This is a genomic window from Eisenbergiella tayi, assembly GCF_001881565.1.
Taxonomy (GTDB): Bacteria; Bacillota; Clostridia; order Lachnospirales; family Lachnospiraceae; genus Eisenbergiella; species Eisenbergiella tayi.
This window is the reverse complement of the sequence record NZ_MPDJ01000004.1, coordinates 1-16,824: the sequence shown is the minus strand read 5'-3', so window position 1 is coordinate 16,824 and position 16,824 is coordinate 1. Positions and strand designations below refer to the sequence as shown.

Here is a 16,824-nt window from a genome sequence, read left to right as displayed (position 1 = left end):
CCCTGATACGAAAAGGAGAAGACTGCTATGACAGGAAATTTATTTAAGATCACACCAATAGGCCTTATTTATGAAGAGAATGGCAGAATAACTGCGGAAGTAAACGGAAACTTATGCAAAGGCCTGAAATATATCTCGCTGTTCAGCCACATCATCCTTTTATACAGGAGTGAAACACAGCCTAATATATTAAATACGAATCTTTCACAAAGAGTCGTCAAACTTGAAGAAGTCCGGGAAAAGGAAGGGAAGCTGATAATTGGAAGCTTAAGCGGAATGGAGGTAACACGAAATCTTCTTTATGATATTAAACCTTATTTTCCCAATGAGGATCGGGTTAAGAATGCCATGGCCCCTTCCCGGCCATTCCAAAGTTTTCCATCCTTATGCAAGGATAGCTTAACCCGGCTGGGAACGATACGGAAACAGCAGAGCAGCTGTTTCCTCGAAATACCGGAAAATTTTGAAACCTGGAGCGACGCTCTCCGGGGCTTTTCCCATATCCGTGTCATATGGTGGTTTCATAAATTTGAAAAAGAATGCTTCCGAAATACTCTGGAATGTGACCCGCCTTATGAAAATGCTCCGAAAACAGGTGTCTTTGCTTCTCGTTCTCCTGTCAGACCTAATCCTATTGCCATGACAACAGCAAGAATAATAAATATAGATAAAAGAACAAACCGGATACAGGTATCCCTTCTGGATTGCTATGACAGTACTCCTCTTTTAGGTATTTGCCCCTACCTGCCGGAAAGAGATTTTATTCCCCGGTACCGTCTGCCCCAGTGGCTGGAACATTGGCCTCAATGGCTGGATGACCGGGGTTTTTCAGCGGCACAGGAGCCTTTGCTGCAGAAAAACCCCGCAGAGCTTCTGTTCAGATATAGAAAAGCGATGCCGGAAAGCGGTTCTCGTATTGCTTCTTTCTTTGCATCCTTGCAGGACATGCCGCTTTTATCCGACCAGGGAATCGTTGTGAAAGGTGCGAGACAGAATAATCTGAAAAATATTGATGTGATGATTCCTTATGGAAAGGTCACCGTAGTTACGGGTGTCAGCGGCAGCGGGAAATCAAGCCTGGCTTTTGATACCATTTATGCGGAAAGCCAGCAGAGATTCCTCGCAAATATGTCTCTTGCGGAACGTTCTCAGTTATCCCTTCCGGAAAAGCCTGATTTCGATCAAATATCCGGTTTGCCGCCTGCCATAGCCATCTCTCAGAACCGGATAAACCGGAATCCCCGTTCTACGGTGGGAACCGCTACAGATCTTTATACTCTGCTGCGCACTTTATTTGCAAATATAGGCGTACGGCATTGCCCGGAATGCGGCCGGGTTATTAAAAAAATGAATGCTGGAGAAATCGTGGAATCTCTGAAAAACTGTAAGGACGGCACAGTCATGAAAATAAGGCCTTTTCATGACGAAAAAAAAGTCAGGACATTCCTTTCTGCCGATACGATGGATACTGGTTATGAGGAATATCTTCGTACCTTTGATACCGCCGTCAGGAAGGCTTTGGAAACAGGGAAAGGAGCTATTGAAGTGCAGCTGGACGGTGAAGAACCTTTCCTGCTCCAGACCACCGAGATATGCTGTCACTGTGATTATGTTCTATTCGAACTGACTGCGACCGATTTCAGCTTCAATAATCCGGAAAGCATGTGTCCGGTATGCAGCGGACTTGGACGTATTATGGATATTGATCCCGGATTAATTGTGAGTGATCCGGATAAATCCCTGTTGGACGGGGCTTCTCCCTTCTGGGGAAGTCTGCGCAGATTTAAAACATCGCCCAACGCAAACTGGATGCGGGGAGAGATTCTTGCCCTGGCAGATGATATGGGAATCAATTTGGAAAGAGCATGGAAGGAGCTGCCGGAAGACTTCCGGACACAGGCGATCTATGGGAGTGCAGGAAGAGAAGTATCTTTTTCCTATAAAAATAAAAATGGCCGTGCCGGAACTATTACCCGTCCGGCAGAAGGCGCATATAACATTCTCAAAAGGCTTCTGCAGTCGGGAGGGACAGAAAAACAAAATGCCATGTTGGAACCGTTTCTTCATGAAAAGCCCTGTGATTGCTGCAAGGGAGAAAGGCTGAAGCTGGAAAGCCGTCTGGTTACCGTCGCAGATGTACGTTTCCCAGAAGCAATCCGCATGAATATAGAAGAACTGCTGCAATGGATTTCCGGTCTTCCGGAGGTTCTGAATCCCGCACAAGCGGCTTCTGTGCAGCCTGTTTTACAGGAAATATATATGAAATTATCCGATTATATTCGTATTGGGCTTGGTTATCTGTCGCTTGATCGGCCGGTTCCGACTCTTTCCGGCGGCGAATGGCAGCGGCTGCAGCTGGTGGGGCAGCTTGGGAGCGGGCTGTCCAACATTCTTTATATTCTGGATGAACCTACGGCGGGACTGCATCCCAAAGATTATGACAAGCTGATGCAGATCATAAATAAACTGAAGAACCTGCATAACACGGTCCTCATAGTGGAGCATTCCCCCGCCGTTATCAGGGCTGCAGACAATGTGATTGATATCGGAAAGGAGGCTGGCCAGACAGGGGGATATGTAATTGCTCAGGGGACTCCATCGGAAATAGCAGAAAACAAAGACAGTGAAACCGGCCTGTATCTGTCCGGAAGAAAAGAGATTAAGCGGGAGCACCCTGCAGAAGCCGGAAACAGCAGAATGATTGCCATTACCGGAATTCACGGAAATAACCTTAAAAATATCAGCATTCAGTTTCCGGTAAATGCCATGACCTGTATCACCGGTGTCAGCGGATCCGGAAAAAGCACCCTGGTAAATTACGGAATCCTTCCCGCTGTCCGGGCCTGTGCCGAAAAAAAAGCAGCAGCGAATAAAAAGTATGATACAATAACAGGAGCAGAGGATATCTGCCGTATAGTGCACATCACCCAAAAACCTATTGGCCGTTCTTCTCAATCCACACCGGCCACCTACACAGGACTAATGGACGAAATACGAATCCTTTTTTCCAGGACGCCGACAGCCTTGCGCATGGGCTATTCCCCGGGCAGATTCAGCTATAACAGCAAAGACGGACAGTGTCCTGTCTGCCGGGGACAGGGTTACAAAACTCTCGATGCCGCCTTTATGCTTTCGGCAAAAACGCAATGCCATTTATGCAAAGGCCGGAAATTCAATGAAAATACTCTTCAGGTTCATTATAAAGGGAAAAATATTGCGCAGGTACTGGATATGAGTATCCGTGAAGCGGCTGTCTTTTTTGATGATAATAAAAAACTCAGTGAGACTCTGCAGCTTTTAAATGAAATCGGCCTGGGTTATCTCACTCTTGGGCAAAGCTCGCTCACTCTTTCCGGAGGAGAAGCACAGCGGATTAAGCTCGCCGCGCAGCTGCAGCAGAATTCCGGCGGAAATATACTGTATCTTTTGGATGAGCCCACGGCAGGGCTGCATTTCAGTGATATCAGAAATCTTCTTATTCTGTTGGATAAAATTATTTCCAACGGAAACACGGTAATAGTCGTGGAGCATAATCCGGATATGATCCGCAACGCGGACTGGGTGATAGATCTGGGGCCGGAGGGCGGAGACAGGGGCGGCAGGCTGGTGGTACAGGGAACGGTTTCGGATCTGAAGAAGTGTTCAGCCAGCCATACCGGCCGCATCATAAAAGCCTATTAAAAGATGGAAAATTATTGTTTTTCTGGTTGACACCTGTCCTCACCGATGCTATTATATATGAGTATGCCGCATAACGAGGTAAAAGTATGTCCTTTGGGACATCACCACAGTTAGCGAGTTTTTGAAATAGGAGGTGCCCTATGTACGCAATTATTGCAACAGGTGGAAAGCAGTATAAAGTTTCCGAAGGCGATGTTCTTAAGGTTGAAAAACTGAACGCAGCAGAAGGAGATACTGTTACATTTGACCAGGTAATCGCAGTGAGTGACAATGGCCTTAAAGCAGGCGCAGATGTTGCTTCCGCTACCGTTTCCGCTACTGTAGTAGGCGAAGGCAAGAGAAAGAAAGTCATCGTTTACAAGTATAAGAGAAAATCCGGTTATCATAAGAAAAATGGTCACAGACAGCCTTACACACAGGTTAAGATTGAAAAGATCAACGCTTAATCAGAAAGTATGACGAAGATATTAGTCAGGAAGACAAGCACAGGTGCTTATACGGGTTTTACCTGTATCGGCCACAGCGGTTTTGCTCAGGCAGGCAATGATATTGTCTGTGCATCCATTTCCGTCCTTGTAATTAATGCCATCAATTCCATTGAGCAGTTTGCCGGGGAGAAGATGTCTGTAATTACCAATGAAGAGGAGGGTTTAATTGATGTCAGATTTGCCAATCCTGTTAATGAGAAGACCACACTCCTTATGGATTCCCTGCTGCTTGGCTTACGGGAAGTGAAAGAACAATACGGTAGTAAATACCTGAAACTTCAATTCGAGGAGGTGTAGATACAATGTTAAAAATGAACCTTCAGTTTTTTGCTCATAAAAAGGGAGTTGGTTCCACAAAGAACGGCAGAGATTCCGAGTCCAAGAGATTAGGCGCCAAGAGAGCTGACGGACAGTTTGTAAAAGCTGGAAACATCCTTTACAGACAGCGTGGAACAAAGATTCATCCCGGCATTAATGTAGGACGCGGCGGCGATGATACTTTATTCGCATTAGTAGACGGTGTACTGAGATTCGAAAGAAAAGGAAGAGACAAAAAGCAGGCTTCCGTTTATCCTGTAGAAAAATAAGTACGTATCTGCCGGGCTTCAAACATTTTTTGTTTGAAGCCCTTTCCATTATAAATTTATAGCCGCATTCATTGCGGATTGAAAGGACTTTATATGTTTGCAGACAGAGCAAGAATTTATGTCAGAAGCGGTAAGGGCGGGGACGGTCATGTTTCCTTCCGCAGAGAAAAATATGTACCTAACGGCGGCCCTGACGGCGGAGACGGCGGACGGGGCGGAGATGTCATTTTCCAGGTGGATGAAGGTCTGAATACCCTGACCGATTTCAGGCATGTCCGTAAATATAAGGCTGTGGACGGACAGGAAGGCGGGAAACGCAACTGCCGCGGCAAGGACGGGGAAGATATTGTGATTAAGGTTCCGGAAGGAACGGTTATCAAGGAAGCGGAAAGCGGTAAGGTTATTGCCGATATGTCCGGTGACAACAAACGGATCGTACTGCTTACCGGCGGACGGGGCGGAAACGGAAACCAGCATTATGCCACAAGCACCATGCAGGCGCCCAAATATGCCCAGCCGGGCCAGCCCGCCAGGGAGCTGGAACTGCTTCTTGAACTGAAAATGATCGCGGATGTGGGACTGGTAGGTTTTCCCAACGTAGGGAAGTCCACCCTTCTTTCCAGGGTAACCAATGCCCGCCCCAAAATCGCCAATTATCATTTCACCACCCTTATTCCCAATCTGGGAGTGGTGGATTTGGACGATGCGAAGGGGTTTGTCATCGCTGATATCCCGGGCCTGATTGAAGGCGCTTCGGAAGGGGTGGGGCTGGGCCATGAATTCCTGCGCCATATTGAACGTACTAAGGTAATCATCCATATGGTTGATGCCGCAGGTACGGAAGGGCGGGATCCGGTAGCGGATATCTATGCCATTAACAAGGAGCTGGAAGAGTACAATATGGAAATCGCTTCCCGCCCCACAGTGATAGCCGCGAATAAGATCGATGCCATAACCGACACGGAGAATAACCCCATTGATGCGCTCCGGGCGGAATTTGAACCGAAGGGCATACGGGTTTTCCCTATTTCAGCCGTCAGCGGAGAAGGGCTGAAGGAGCTGCTCTATCACGTGAGCGGCCTTCTGGATAAGACGGATGACAAGCCGGTAGTTTTTGAACAGGAATACTTCCCTGAATTTTCCAACAGTTATTCCAACGAACCTTTTACCGTGGAATATAATGAAGAAGAAAATGAATATGTTGTGGAAGGCCCCCGTATTGAAAAAATGCTGGGATATACTAACCTGGAGTCTGAGAAAGGCTTTACTTTCTTCCAGGGCTTCCTTAAGGATACCGGTATTCTTGAACAGCTGGAGGAACTGGGAATCCAGGAAGGCGATACGGTCCGCATGTATGGTCTTAAATTTGATTATTATAAATAAACCGAATACGGGAGGAAATACGAATGACAAGCAAACAGAGAGCTTATCTCAAAAGCCTTGCCAGCAGCCTGGATCCCATTTTCCAGATTGGAAAGGGAAGCCTTACGCCGGAAGTCACGGAAGCGATCTCCGAAGCCTTTAACACAAAGGAACTGATTAAAATCGCAGTGCTGAAAAACTGCTTTGATGATCCGGGCGAAATGGCCCAGATGATTGCAGAGCGGACGAAATCACAGGTGGTACAGGTGATCGGCAAAAAAATAGTTCTTTATAAAGAAAGCAAGGATCATAAAAAAATCGAACTTCCCAAGTGATGCGGAAGCCGGCGGCGGAGGGATTCTTCATGGATACAGTTATGGGCAGGCGTAAAAAAGTAGGAATTATGGGCGGGACCTTCAATCCTGTCCACATGGGCCATCTGCTTCTTGCAGAAAATGCATATTCCATGTTTTCGCTGGATGAAATCCTTTTTATTCCCAGCGGATGCTCTTATATGAAGGATCCCAGGGGGATTCTGGACGGTCCCACCAGGCTTCATATGACTGCCCTGTCCATCAGTGACAACCCTCATTTTTCCCTGTCCTCCATGGAAATTGACAGAGGCGGCTATACCTACACCTGTCAGACCCTGGAACAGCTGGAACAGGAAAATCCGGACTGTGATTATTATTTCATTATGGGTGCGGACAGTCTTTTTCAAATGGAGAACTGGAAGGATCCTGATGTCATTTTCCAAAAGGCTGTGATTCTTGCTGCCGTGAGAGAAGGGCGGGATCTTCGCGAACTGGAAGCAAAATCGAGGCAGCTTGCAGAACGTTTTCAGGCAAGAATACATCAGGTGCCCATAGGAAACATAGATATTTCTTCCTCTGATATCCGCCAGCGGGTCAGGGAAGGCCGCTCCATACGTTACCTGGTCCATGACAGGCTGAGGGAGTATATCGAAGAAAATCAGCTTTACCGGGAATCTGCCTGTCCGGGAAAGCAGGAGAACAGACATGAATAAAGATACGAAACAGACTCAGGAAATCATGACGCTGCGTAAGGCAATGGCCAAGGCTTTGGAGGAAAAAAGATACGAGCATACTCTGGGCGTTGCTTATACCGCTGCAAGTCTTGCCATGTGTTACGGACAAGATGTATACCAGGCCCAGGTCGCCGGACTTCTCCATGACTGTGCCAAGAATTACACCAATGAGAAGAGAATCAGCATCTGTAAAAAAAATGGAATTCCCATAAATGCCGCAGAACAAAAAAATCCGTTCCTTCTCCATGCTAAGGTAGGCAGCTTTCTTGCCCGGGAGAAATACGGCGTCAATGATAAAGCAATTCTGGATGCGATCACCTATCATACAACTGGGCGGCCCAATATGAGTACACTTGACAAAATCATATATATCGCCGACTATATAGAACCGGGACGCCGACAGGCATCGGGACTTCCGGAAGTCCGGCAGCTGGCCTTTATCAGCCTGGATGATTGTCTGTTCCGTATACTGAAGGATACTCTGGATTATCTTCATGCGTCGAAAATGGAAATAGACATGTCAACTCAACAGACCTATGATTACTATAAAGCGCTCCAATGCGAACAGAAAGGTGGAGAAATCCTATGACAGATAACCGATCCAAAGAAATGACCAGACTGGCAATTTCCGCTCTTGAGGACAAAAAAGCGGAGGATATCAGTATTATTGATATCAGTGAGGTTTCCGTTCTGGCAGATTATTTTCTGATTGCCAGCGGAAGCAACCGCAGTCAGATCCAGGCGCTGACCGATAACGTGGAAGAGAAGCTGGGACGTGCCGGCTATGCCAAAAAACAGATAGAAGGATATGATACCGCTAACTGGATTCTCATGGATTATGGTGATATCATTGTCCATATTTTCGACAGGGAAAACCGTCTTTTCTATGATCTGGAAAGGATTTGGAGAGACGGAAAAAGAGTGGATTTGGAAGAATTCAAATAAAAAAAACGCTGTTTATGTTCAAGTGTCTTTCAAGAGCATAAATGGCGTTTTTTATTATGTGCCCGGCAGCATACGTTTCTATATAATATTATCGGAATGTTTCGGCGTAGTCCCGAATTTTTTCTTGAAGGCTCTGGAAAAGGTGGAATAGTCCCTGAAACCGCAGGCATAACAGGCTTCTGTCACGCTCTTTCCGTTTTGGATTTGTGTTTTGGCAGCCAGAAGTCGCTTTTCGCTGATATAGGAGCCTATGGAGTATCCGGTTTCCGCCTTAAAAAGGTGCATCAGATAAGAACGGCTTATAAAAAAATGATCAGCCAGATCATCAACCGTCACTTCTTCATGCATGTGGGAATTAATATAATCAATAATAGCCGTGATTTTCTCATTGGACACCTCATTTTCCAGATAATTCACATGATTATTTATCAGGGCCCGGTTCAGCCAGATCATGAATTCCAGGAAAAGAACCTTCTGATACAGTTCATTGGCATATTCTTTTCCGGAGAAAGAGCGCTCCAGTTCCCTGCACACGGCGAAAAGGCTGCTTTTTTCCATATTATCAATACGCAGGACGTTTCCATGCTTTGCCTTCGCTTCCCGGAAGCAGCGGCTTAAATCATAGCTCTCATCTTTATATTCCTGCATAAATCCGGAAGAAACATAGATGATAATCCTTTCATAGGGATGGCAGCTGTGAATGACAGGACGATGTATTTCTCCTGCATTGACAAGAATAATATCATAGGGCTTTAATTCATATTTCCGTCCCTCAATGGAATAGGTTACATCCCCGCTCAGGAAGAGGACGATTTTATCAAAATCGTGGTAATGATAGGAAAATTCCATTTTTTTCATATCGTTGAGATGAAAAATCCGGAAGTCATTCTGCAGATATCCTGTCTTTTCGTAATTTTCCATATGCAATCCTCCATTTCTGTTTATTATAAAGCACAATTTGCAAGATTGAAAGCACCAATTCTGTTTTTTGTATTAAAAATGCCATGTAGAATATAAGTTAGTAGAGGAGGCCTGTGGTATGAATTTTAACGCGCTGCGCTATGAAGAGCTTACGCTTAACGCATTTCCTGTTTTGCATACAGAAGTTTATGATGGCTGGATTCTCCGTTTCTCCGGAGGAGAAGGATATCAGGGGAATTGTATAAGCCCACTTTATCTTTCCACAAGAGCTTATGAAGATAAAATTGATTATTGTGAAAATAAATTCAGAGAAAAAGGCCTTCCCTGTGTTTTTAAGATGACGCCTAACGTTCCGGCAGCATTGGATCAGCAGCTGGCAATGAGGCAGTACGAGCTGGAAGACAAAACATATATTATGGAATGCAGTCTCACTTCGGAAGACAGCCTCTCTTCAGAAGAGGCGCAGGTCCTCTCGTCCGGCAGTCCTACGGGAGAAGACGGTGCTCAGGAAAACAATATTTTGGCAAAAACAGAAATTCGCCTCAGCCATGAAATAGATGACAACTGGCTGGAAGCCTTCCTTACTTTGGAAGGTATGGATAAAGATATATGTCCGGAAACCGCAAGGGCAATGCTTAACGCAATCCGTAAACCTGTGTATTGTGCGGCTTTATATGAAAACGAAATATCCCATGGCAGTAATGCAGACTGCGGCAGAATTGTGGGCTGCGGCCTTGGTGTGGTGGAAGATAATAAAATCGGTATTTATGATATCCGTGTGGAAAGCAGCTTCCGGCAGAATGGGATAGGAGCACGTATCTGCCGTGCCATCATGGAAGAAGGAAAAAAGGAAGGAGCCCAAAAGGCATTCCTCCATGTATCCGCTACCAACCGCCCGGCAGTCAGGCTTTATCAGGGGCTGGGATTTGAAGAAGCTTATACTTACTGGTATCGTGTGCATACGGTATAAATGAACGGACGTTTTTTATCTGAAAAACTTTTTGATATTGGTTTATTCTTCCTGAAGCCGGGAATACTTATGGTAAAACCCGGAAAGGAAGAAATTGCCTGTATGCTGAGAAGTTATCATCTTACCCATTTATCGGATGCCGGAAAGGCGGAAAAAATCCTTCATGAAATGGATGGTCTGGAAGGAATGCATTCCGCAAGAATTTCGGCAGACCTGAAGGAACTGGATGTGGATGCGGAAGAAGGAAAGTTCAGCTTTATCATGGATCATACGGTAAACATCTGCCGCAAAATTGCAGATGAATGTGAAATCTCTTTTATGTTCCGTTCCTGAGAGTGCCGCCGTGATGCGGCACTTTCTCTGTCCGGATTATCTTTTTACATATTGACAGATCTGAAAACAGCCTGCTGTGGGAGGTTATCCTCGTCCACAGCAGGCTGTTTGTTCCTGCGCGCTTATAAATTAATGATAAATTCGGAATACGCCGAAAACTTTTCCTAAAATCTTACAGTCATTGACGATGATGGGATCCATGTTATCATTTTCAGGCTGGAGACGGATGTGGCCTTTTTCACGATAGAAGGTCTTTACCGTAGCGGAGTCATCTATCAGCGCAACTACCATATCGCCGTTCCTGGCTGTGGAACAGCTTTGTACAAAAATCTGGTCGCCGTTATTAATACCTGCATTTATCATGGAATCACCGCGAACCTTAAGAATAAAAGAAGGATCGCCTCCCGGTATGAATTCAGCCGGGATCGGAAAATAGCTCTCAATATTTTCTTCCGCAAGAATGGGCTGGCCTGCAGCGACGTTGCCGACAACGGGCAGGCTGATCATTTCTGTTCTCACCATCTGGAAACTGTCGTCACAGATTTCTATAGCCCGGGGCTTGGTAGGATCTCTTCTGATATATCCGTTCTTTTCCAATGTCTCCAGGTGGGAATGAACAGAGGATGTGGACTTCAGGTGAACAGCCTCACAGATTTCTCTTACTGCAGGCGGATATCCCCTTTCCAATATTTGAACCTTTATGTATTCCAGGATTTCTTTCTGCTTTGCAGTAATCTTGCCCTGTGCCATATTTCATCCTCCTTAAAATCCCGATAGTGTTTTTTTAAGTATAGCATAGGGAGTTTTAAAAAGCAAACATATATTCCGAATAACTGTTCGATTTTTGTCCCGTTTTTACGCTGATACTATTGACAATCGAATCTATGTTCGATATAATAAAAAGCATAAAGAACGTGTGTTCGAATATGTCTGGAGGGCGGAAAATGTTTGAAGAAAGAATCCGATTGAATAAAATCAGAAGAGAGCGGGAACGGAAACGTCATATCCTCATTTTTATCATTTCCGCCTCCATAACAATATTCCTTACAATTGCAGGAGGCAGTTTTATTTCCAAAGCACAGGGCCCCGATACGCCTGTCTATTACAAATATTATACCAGCATCCGGATTGAAGCAGGTGATACCCTGTGGTCGCTTGCGGATGCCTATGCCGATGAGAATTTCAAATCAAAGGAATCCTTTATTAAAGAAGTGGTCAGAACCAATCATTTACTGGATGATAATATCTGTGAGGGTGACTATCTTATTGTTCCGTATTATTCAGCAGAGTTCAAATAATAAGAGGAATAATACATACTGAATCGGGAATAAGGAACATATGTTCCTTTTCTATAAACTTCACACACTTAATTTCCAGAAAACCAAAGGGTTTCTTAAGAAATTCTTTGGTTTTTTCTGTGCCCAATTTTTAGCTTTCAGGAATATTCTATTCTTAAACCTGATTGCAGCAGCCTCAGGGGTTTTTAAGTAAGAAATCCTTGGGCTGTATTACACGCTGAATGATCTGTTCCTTGTTTTTATTTATAGGAAAAAAAGAGGAAAGTATGTTATAATACTACAAGAATACGGCCGGAGATGCCGTAAATTACACATGACAGCAGAGGGAGGATGTTTTAAATTGGAAGCAAACCGTATTTTAGTAGTGGAAGATGACAAGGATATCAGAGAAGGAATTGAAATATATTTGAGAAACCAGGGCTATGTGGTTTTCCAGGCCGGGGACGGAGTAGAAGGTTTACAGGTCATTATGCAGGAAGAGATTCATCTTGCCATAGTTGATATCATGATGCCCCGTATGGATGGCATTACCATGATGATGAAGGTCCGGGATAAAGGCTATGATTTCCCGGTTATTATGCTTTCTGCCAAATCAGAGGAAGTTGATAAAATCATGGGACTGAATATGGGTGCAGACGATTATGTGACCAAACCCTTTACTACCATGGAGCTTCTGGCCAGAGTCAATTCCCATCTCCGCCGCTACAGCAGATATCTGGATGCTGTGACTAAAGCGGCAGAGCCGGAAAATGATACCTATCACTGTCTGGGAGGCATTGAGGTTAACGAAGAAACAGTAGAAGTTTTCGTGGATGGAAACCCTGTTAAACTGACTCCTATAGAATTCAAGATTCTGCTTCTTCTCATTAAAAACCCGGGACGGGTATTCAGTGCAGACGAAATATATGAACGTATCTGGAATGAAAAAGCGATTAATACAGATACCATTATGGTCCACATTCGTAAAATCAGGGAGAAAATCGAAATTGATCCGAAAAATCCTAAATATTTAAAGGTGGTGTGGGGTGTTGGATACAAAATGGAAAAACAATAAAAACAGTTCCTTTTTACTGCCGGCGATAGCTATCAGTGCTGCCGTCAGTATTCTTTTCATGTCTCTTTTTCCATTGTTTCAGAAAAAGGCAGAAGAGAGTTATATAGATCCTCTTACCGAACAGGATTTTATCAGTGATTTATTTGCTGTAAATCTGGTTCAGTATAAATATCTGCGGGAAAAAGCAGATCAGAAGCAATACGAATACTCCGATCTTTATCTGGAAACGAAGATCCAGAATACTTACAACCGCACTGAGGATGACGAATCGGAGTCGTTTTCCGACTCGTATACGGATATGGCAATGCAGACATTTCTTTCTACCCAGAGAGAATCGATTAACAGCCAGTGTATGCAGTTTGAAGGCATGCTGTCTTCTCTGGGCGAAATGATGGATTATTATGTGGAGGATTTAAACAGCGGTACAATCCTTTCAAACAGCGGAACCAGTCTGCCTGATGCGCTGAGCGAGCAGCAGGCGGATTCTGATAAAAAATCAGATTATCTTTATTATCTGAGCCTGCAGTATGACAGTGCCGGCAACATATCCAATGTCAACGTGAGGTGCAGGGACAATGCCAAGCAGTTCTTAAGCCGTGTGCAGAATGCCGGTCATGATTTTCCGTTAAAGCTGCAGGAAGATGTGCCATCCGGATATACCTATAATTATGAAGCTAACGGACGCATGGCGGATTACACGGTTTATGATGAATATAATGATATGTTTGCGGCAGGTTCCATCCATCTTACCCTGATGGCACCTTCCAATATGAGGGTAATATACGGTCTGACTCAGGCCCAGTATACGGAACTCATGAAGCCGGATAATTATTATGAATATATGAGCAATTTCCAAAGTCTTCATTTTGCAGGCAGAAACAGCTATTATCAGGCAGGGATTGCTCCGGCTTATATACTATTTCTTCTGGCTGCTGCCGTTATCGGGTTCTTTCTGTGCCGGAAACGGATTCTGCATAATGAGGAAGCTATCAATAAAATCGGCCGGATTCCGCTGGAGTTTACAGCAGCGGCAGTCGTCTTACTGTTTATGGCATCATCACAGGTGATTCAATTTGTATATGAATTTCAGAACGATCTGTTCCTGCGCAATGTCAGGGCGGGAATAGGGCTGGATGGGAAACTCGGTTTCCTCCCTCTGGATAAAACCATAATGTTTCTTCTGTTACTGATAGTTTTTCTTCTTGCCTTCCTGATAGGAACCAATCTTTCAGGCTTCGGAAGAGGTTATCTGAAGAAACACAGTCTGATCTGTAGATATTGGACGCGTATCGTCGGGAAAGTACGGGAAGTGGTACACGATTTTTACACGGATCTCGTCACTTATGATATCGGTACCGATGCAAACAGGATCATACTGAAGGTCATTGCCGTAAACTTCGGCATTCTCCTGATAATCTGCTGCTTCTGGTTCGCCGGAATTTTCGGCCTGATAATTTATTCAGTCATCATATATTTTATATTGAAAAGATATGTAAAGGATATCCAGTCCAAATACCGGAAGCTGCTGAACGCTACGAGTTCTATTGCTCAGGGGAATCTGGATACCGCGCTTTCAGAAAATTTCGGTATCTTTGAAAGCTATAAGTCCCAGCTGTGGCAGATTCAGGCGGACTTTAAACGTGCTGTAAATGAAGAAGTTAAGAGCCAGCGGATGAAAACAGAGCTTATCACCAATGTTTCCCATGACTTGAAAACGCCTTTAACTGCTATTATTACCTATATTGAGCTGCTTCGTGATCCTTCCCTTCCGGATGAGAAGAGAAAAGAGTATCTGGATATTCTGCAGCGTAAGGCCAATCGTCTTAAAGTGCTCATAGAAGATTTGTTCGAAATCAGCAAAGCCAGCAGTAAATCCGTAACGCTTCAAATCGTGGATGTGGATATCTGCAACCTTCTGCGTCAGGCTTATCTGGAGCAGGATGACAGGATTTCCTCCGCAGGGCTTGATTTTAAATTCAGCCTTCCGGATGAAAAAATTATTCTTCCTTTGGACAGTCAGAAAACCTACCGGATATTTGACAATCTCTACAGTAATATTGTTAAATATGCTCTTTCGGGAACCAGGGTTTATATTCTTCTGAGGAATGAGGCAGACTATGTACAAATCGAGCTTAAAAATATATCCGCAACAGAACTGTCTGTAGCTGCGGAAGAGCTTACGGAACGTTTTGTAAGAGGCGATGATGCCCGTAATACGGAAGGAAGCGGCCTTGGCTTGGCCATAGCCAAAAGCTTTGCAGAGCTGCAGGGCGGTTCTATGAAAATTGATATCGACGGAGACCTGTTTAAGGTAATCCTGCGGTTTAAAAAGAAAAATACGGACGGTGCTGCTTCCGGCGAAGAAAAGGCTGCCGCGCAGGGCGTTACAATGACGTTCGGGGACAAAAACGGAACCGCACAGCAGCCGGGCAGCGGATTTTTCCCGGGAAACAACGGCTATTATGGCACTCCCGGCTATGGAACACAGAACGGCGGTCCGCAGGGAAATGGTTACGGAAATCCCAATTATTACAGCCCCCGTCCCATGCAGCAGGGAAATACGGGGCGGAGCTTTGGTACTCCTTATAGCAATAACTATGGAGGCTATCCCGGAAATAATACGGTTCGTCCCAATTATCCTTACCAGCCAAACGTACCCAATATGGACTGGCAGAATCAAAATGCCCCATATCCTCAGGACAACAGGATCATACCTTCCGGAGTACCTTTAAATTCCGGAAGCACTCAGGGACCGGAGCCGCCTCAAAAGAATACGTTTATGAAAAGGCGGCCGAAAAGGGAACGCAGGAAGAACAATAAAGAGGAATAGCTTGAAGACCATATTATTATTGGAAGATGATGAAAATCTGAATAAAGGCATTGCCTTAAGGCTTCAAAGGGAAGGCTATGAGGTATTTCAGGCCTTTACTGTCACCCAGGCAAGAGAACTTTTCCGGGAAAAGGAAATATCGCTGATTATCAGTGATATTTCCCTTCCTGACGGTGACGGTATTTCTTTCTGCCGGGAAATAAGGAAAACCAGCAATGTCTATCTGATTTTCCTTACCGCACTGAACCAGGAAGTCGATATTGTAAACGGCTACGACTATGGAGCGGACGATTATATTACAAAGCCTTTCAGTCTGATGATACTGCTTTCCAAGGTAAACGCCCTGATGAGAAGGGTTGAGAAAAAGGATTCCTACCGGCTGCGATCCGGCGGTATCTGCCTGGATTATCATGAAATGAAAGCATATAAGGACAGCGAACCGATTGTCCTGACAAAAAAGGAATGGCTGCTGCTGGCTTTTTTTCTGGAGAATCCCCGGCAGATACTCACAAAGGAGCAGCTTTTAGAGGCTGTATGGGGCCAGGACGGACAGTTTGTGGATGATAACACCGTACCGGTTAATATCAGCAGGCTTAGAAACAAAATTGCTGCCGAAGAGATACAGACAGTAAGGGGGATGGGATATATATGGACAAAAGAAGCTGTAAAAGAAGCCTGAGCTATGCCGGGCTTCTTTTTATACTGGTACTTTTTATAATTTTATTCCTTTCTATGGGATGGGAGCTTCAGAAAAAGGAATATATGCTTTTAGGCTATATGGCCGCCATTTATCCTGAACAGGAAAGTGAACTTCTAGGAGCGGTGAATGAGCCGGAACGTTATTACTCTGATATTTACTATGAAAAAGGCCGGGCTTTGGAAGAAAAATATGGATTTGATACAGGCAGCAGAGATACCTCACGCCTTATACTCCGTTATTTTTTCCTGTTTTGTGGCATTACCTGTGCCGCAGGCCTTCTGTTTCTGTATGCGGATATACAGAGCCGAAAACGCTGCCGGTGTATGGAAGAGGATTACAGCAGCCTCCTTCTGTTAACAGAAGAAAAGGAAGCGAAAAATGGGCTTATACAGGAAAGGCTGAAACTGGAGGAAGGAAAGACAAAGGAACTCATAACCGATATTTCCCATCAATTGAAAAATCCTCTTGCCTCTTTGAAAACAGAAGCTTACCGCTGATAAATCCGCCGAAGGTACGGTGTACAAACCGAATGTCTTCAATAAAGGAATTGGCACGCTTGATATCCATGGCGGAATAAATGGCTTTTTTTGCCTGGCCGATGAACTTC

General features: G+C 44.7%; 18 protein-coding genes. 16 read left to right on the top strand and 2 right to left on the bottom strand.

All coding sequences use genetic code 11. From position 1 onward, the window contains the following. The first annotated feature begins 27 nt into the window (after window positions 1-27). From uvrA to rsfS, 9 genes are all read left to right on the top strand, one after another. On the top strand, window positions 28-3,681 hold the full coding sequence (gene uvrA / locus BLA28_RS14695) for an excinuclease ABC subunit UvrA (RefSeq protein WP_071699252.1): 3,654 nt from the start codon (window positions 28-30) through the stop codon (window positions 3,679-3,681). A 140-nt stretch (window positions 3,682-3,821) separates the two neighbouring features. Beyond that, window positions 3,822-4,127, top strand: coding sequence for a 50S ribosomal protein L21 (gene rplU / locus BLA28_RS14690; protein WP_009252722.1), 306 nt, complete (start codon window positions 3,822-3,824; stop codon window positions 4,125-4,127). A gap of 9 nt (window positions 4,128-4,136) precedes the next feature. Next, window positions 4,137-4,466 carry a ribosomal-processing cysteine protease Prp gene (locus BLA28_RS14685; RefSeq protein WP_069157989.1) on the top strand — a complete coding sequence of 110 codons (330 nt, stop codon included), beginning with the start codon at window positions 4,137-4,139 and terminating at the stop codon, window positions 4,464-4,466. Window positions 4,467-4,471: 5 nt separating this feature from the next. Beyond that, window positions 4,472-4,756 (top strand): 50S ribosomal protein L27, encoded by a 285-nt coding sequence (gene rpmA / locus BLA28_RS14680; RefSeq protein ID WP_009252724.1) that lies wholly within the window; start codon window positions 4,472-4,474, stop codon window positions 4,754-4,756. A 93-nt stretch (window positions 4,757-4,849) separates the two neighbouring features. Then, window positions 4,850-6,139 (top strand): GTPase ObgE, encoded by a 1,290-nt coding sequence (gene obgE / locus BLA28_RS14675; protein WP_069157988.1) that lies wholly within the window; start codon window positions 4,850-4,852, stop codon window positions 6,137-6,139. A gap of 23 nt (window positions 6,140-6,162) precedes the next feature. Next, the gene (gene yhbY / locus BLA28_RS14670) at window positions 6,163-6,453 is read left to right on the top strand and encodes a ribosome assembly RNA-binding protein YhbY (protein WP_009252726.1); all 291 of its coding nucleotides are present in this window, start codon (window positions 6,163-6,165) and stop codon (window positions 6,451-6,453) included. Between the two features lie 29 nt (window positions 6,454-6,482). Then, window positions 6,483-7,145 carry a nicotinate-nucleotide adenylyltransferase gene (gene nadD, locus BLA28_RS14665; RefSeq protein ID WP_069158606.1) on the top strand — a complete coding sequence of 221 codons (663 nt, stop codon included), beginning with the start codon at window positions 6,483-6,485 and terminating at the stop codon, window positions 7,143-7,145. After that, window positions 7,138-7,755, top strand: a complete 618-nt coding sequence (gene yqeK / locus BLA28_RS14660) for a bis(5'-nucleosyl)-tetraphosphatase (symmetrical) YqeK (RefSeq protein ID WP_069157987.1) — start codon at window positions 7,138-7,140, stop codon at window positions 7,753-7,755. Before nadD ends, yqeK begins: the two co-directional genes overlap by 8 nt. Further along, the gene (gene rsfS, locus BLA28_RS14655) at window positions 7,752-8,111 is read left to right on the top strand and encodes a ribosome silencing factor (RefSeq protein WP_009252729.1); all 360 of its coding nucleotides are present in this window, start codon (window positions 7,752-7,754) and stop codon (window positions 8,109-8,111) included. Before yqeK ends, rsfS begins: the two co-directional genes overlap by 4 nt. A 78-nt stretch (window positions 8,112-8,189) precedes the next feature. On the opposite strand, the gene BLA28_RS14650 is transcribed toward rsfS, so the two are convergent. Continuing rightward, entirely contained in the window at window positions 8,190-9,032 is an 843-nt protein-coding gene (locus tag BLA28_RS14650; RefSeq protein ID WP_069157986.1) for an AraC family transcriptional regulator, read from the bottom strand. A 118-nt stretch (window positions 9,033-9,150) separates the two neighbouring features. Between BLA28_RS14650 and BLA28_RS14645 the strand changes: the two genes are divergently transcribed. Then, entirely contained in the window at window positions 9,151-10,002 is an 852-nt protein-coding gene (locus tag BLA28_RS14645) for a GNAT family N-acetyltransferase (RefSeq protein ID WP_069157985.1), read from the top strand. A gap of 69 nt (window positions 10,003-10,071) precedes the next feature. Beyond that, window positions 10,072-10,335: a hypothetical protein gene (locus tag BLA28_RS14640; RefSeq protein WP_081336689.1), complete on the top strand. Its 264-nt coding sequence runs from the start codon at window positions 10,072-10,074 to the stop codon at window positions 10,333-10,335. Between the two features lie 129 nt (window positions 10,336-10,464). Here BLA28_RS14640 and lexA read toward each other — a convergent pair whose 3' ends face one another. After that, the gene (lexA, locus tag BLA28_RS14635) at window positions 10,465-11,085 is read right to left on the bottom strand and encodes a transcriptional repressor LexA (RefSeq protein WP_009252733.1); all 621 of its coding nucleotides are present in this window, start codon (window positions 11,083-11,085) and stop codon (window positions 10,465-10,467) included. Between the two features lie 194 nt (window positions 11,086-11,279). Here lexA and yneA point away from each other — a divergent pair, with 194 nt between their 5' ends. From yneA to BLA28_RS14610, 5 genes are all read left to right on the top strand, one after another. Beyond that, entirely contained in the window at window positions 11,280-11,633 is a 354-nt protein-coding gene (yneA, locus tag BLA28_RS14630) for a cell division suppressor protein YneA (RefSeq protein ID WP_009252734.1), read from the top strand. A 340-nt stretch (window positions 11,634-11,973) separates the two neighbouring features. Continuing rightward, window positions 11,974-12,687, top strand: a complete 714-nt coding sequence (locus tag BLA28_RS14625) for a response regulator transcription factor (RefSeq protein WP_044971799.1) — start codon at window positions 11,974-11,976, stop codon at window positions 12,685-12,687. Further along, window positions 12,659-15,517 carry a histidine kinase dimerization/phospho-acceptor domain-containing protein gene (locus tag BLA28_RS14620; protein ID WP_069157984.1) on the top strand — a complete coding sequence of 953 codons (2,859 nt, stop codon included), beginning with the start codon at window positions 12,659-12,661 and terminating at the stop codon, window positions 15,515-15,517. Before BLA28_RS14625 ends, BLA28_RS14620 begins: the two co-directional genes overlap by 29 nt. Before the next feature lies 1 nt (window position 15,518). After that, the gene (locus BLA28_RS14615; protein ID WP_009252737.1) at window positions 15,519-16,196 is read left to right on the top strand and encodes a response regulator transcription factor; all 678 of its coding nucleotides are present in this window, start codon (window positions 15,519-15,521) and stop codon (window positions 16,194-16,196) included. Next, window positions 16,166-16,714, top strand: coding sequence for a sensor histidine kinase family protein (locus tag BLA28_RS14610; RefSeq protein ID WP_069157983.1), 549 nt, complete (start codon window positions 16,166-16,168; stop codon window positions 16,712-16,714). Before BLA28_RS14615 ends, BLA28_RS14610 begins: the two co-directional genes overlap by 31 nt. The last annotated feature ends 110 nt before the right edge of the window (window positions 16,715-16,824 follow it).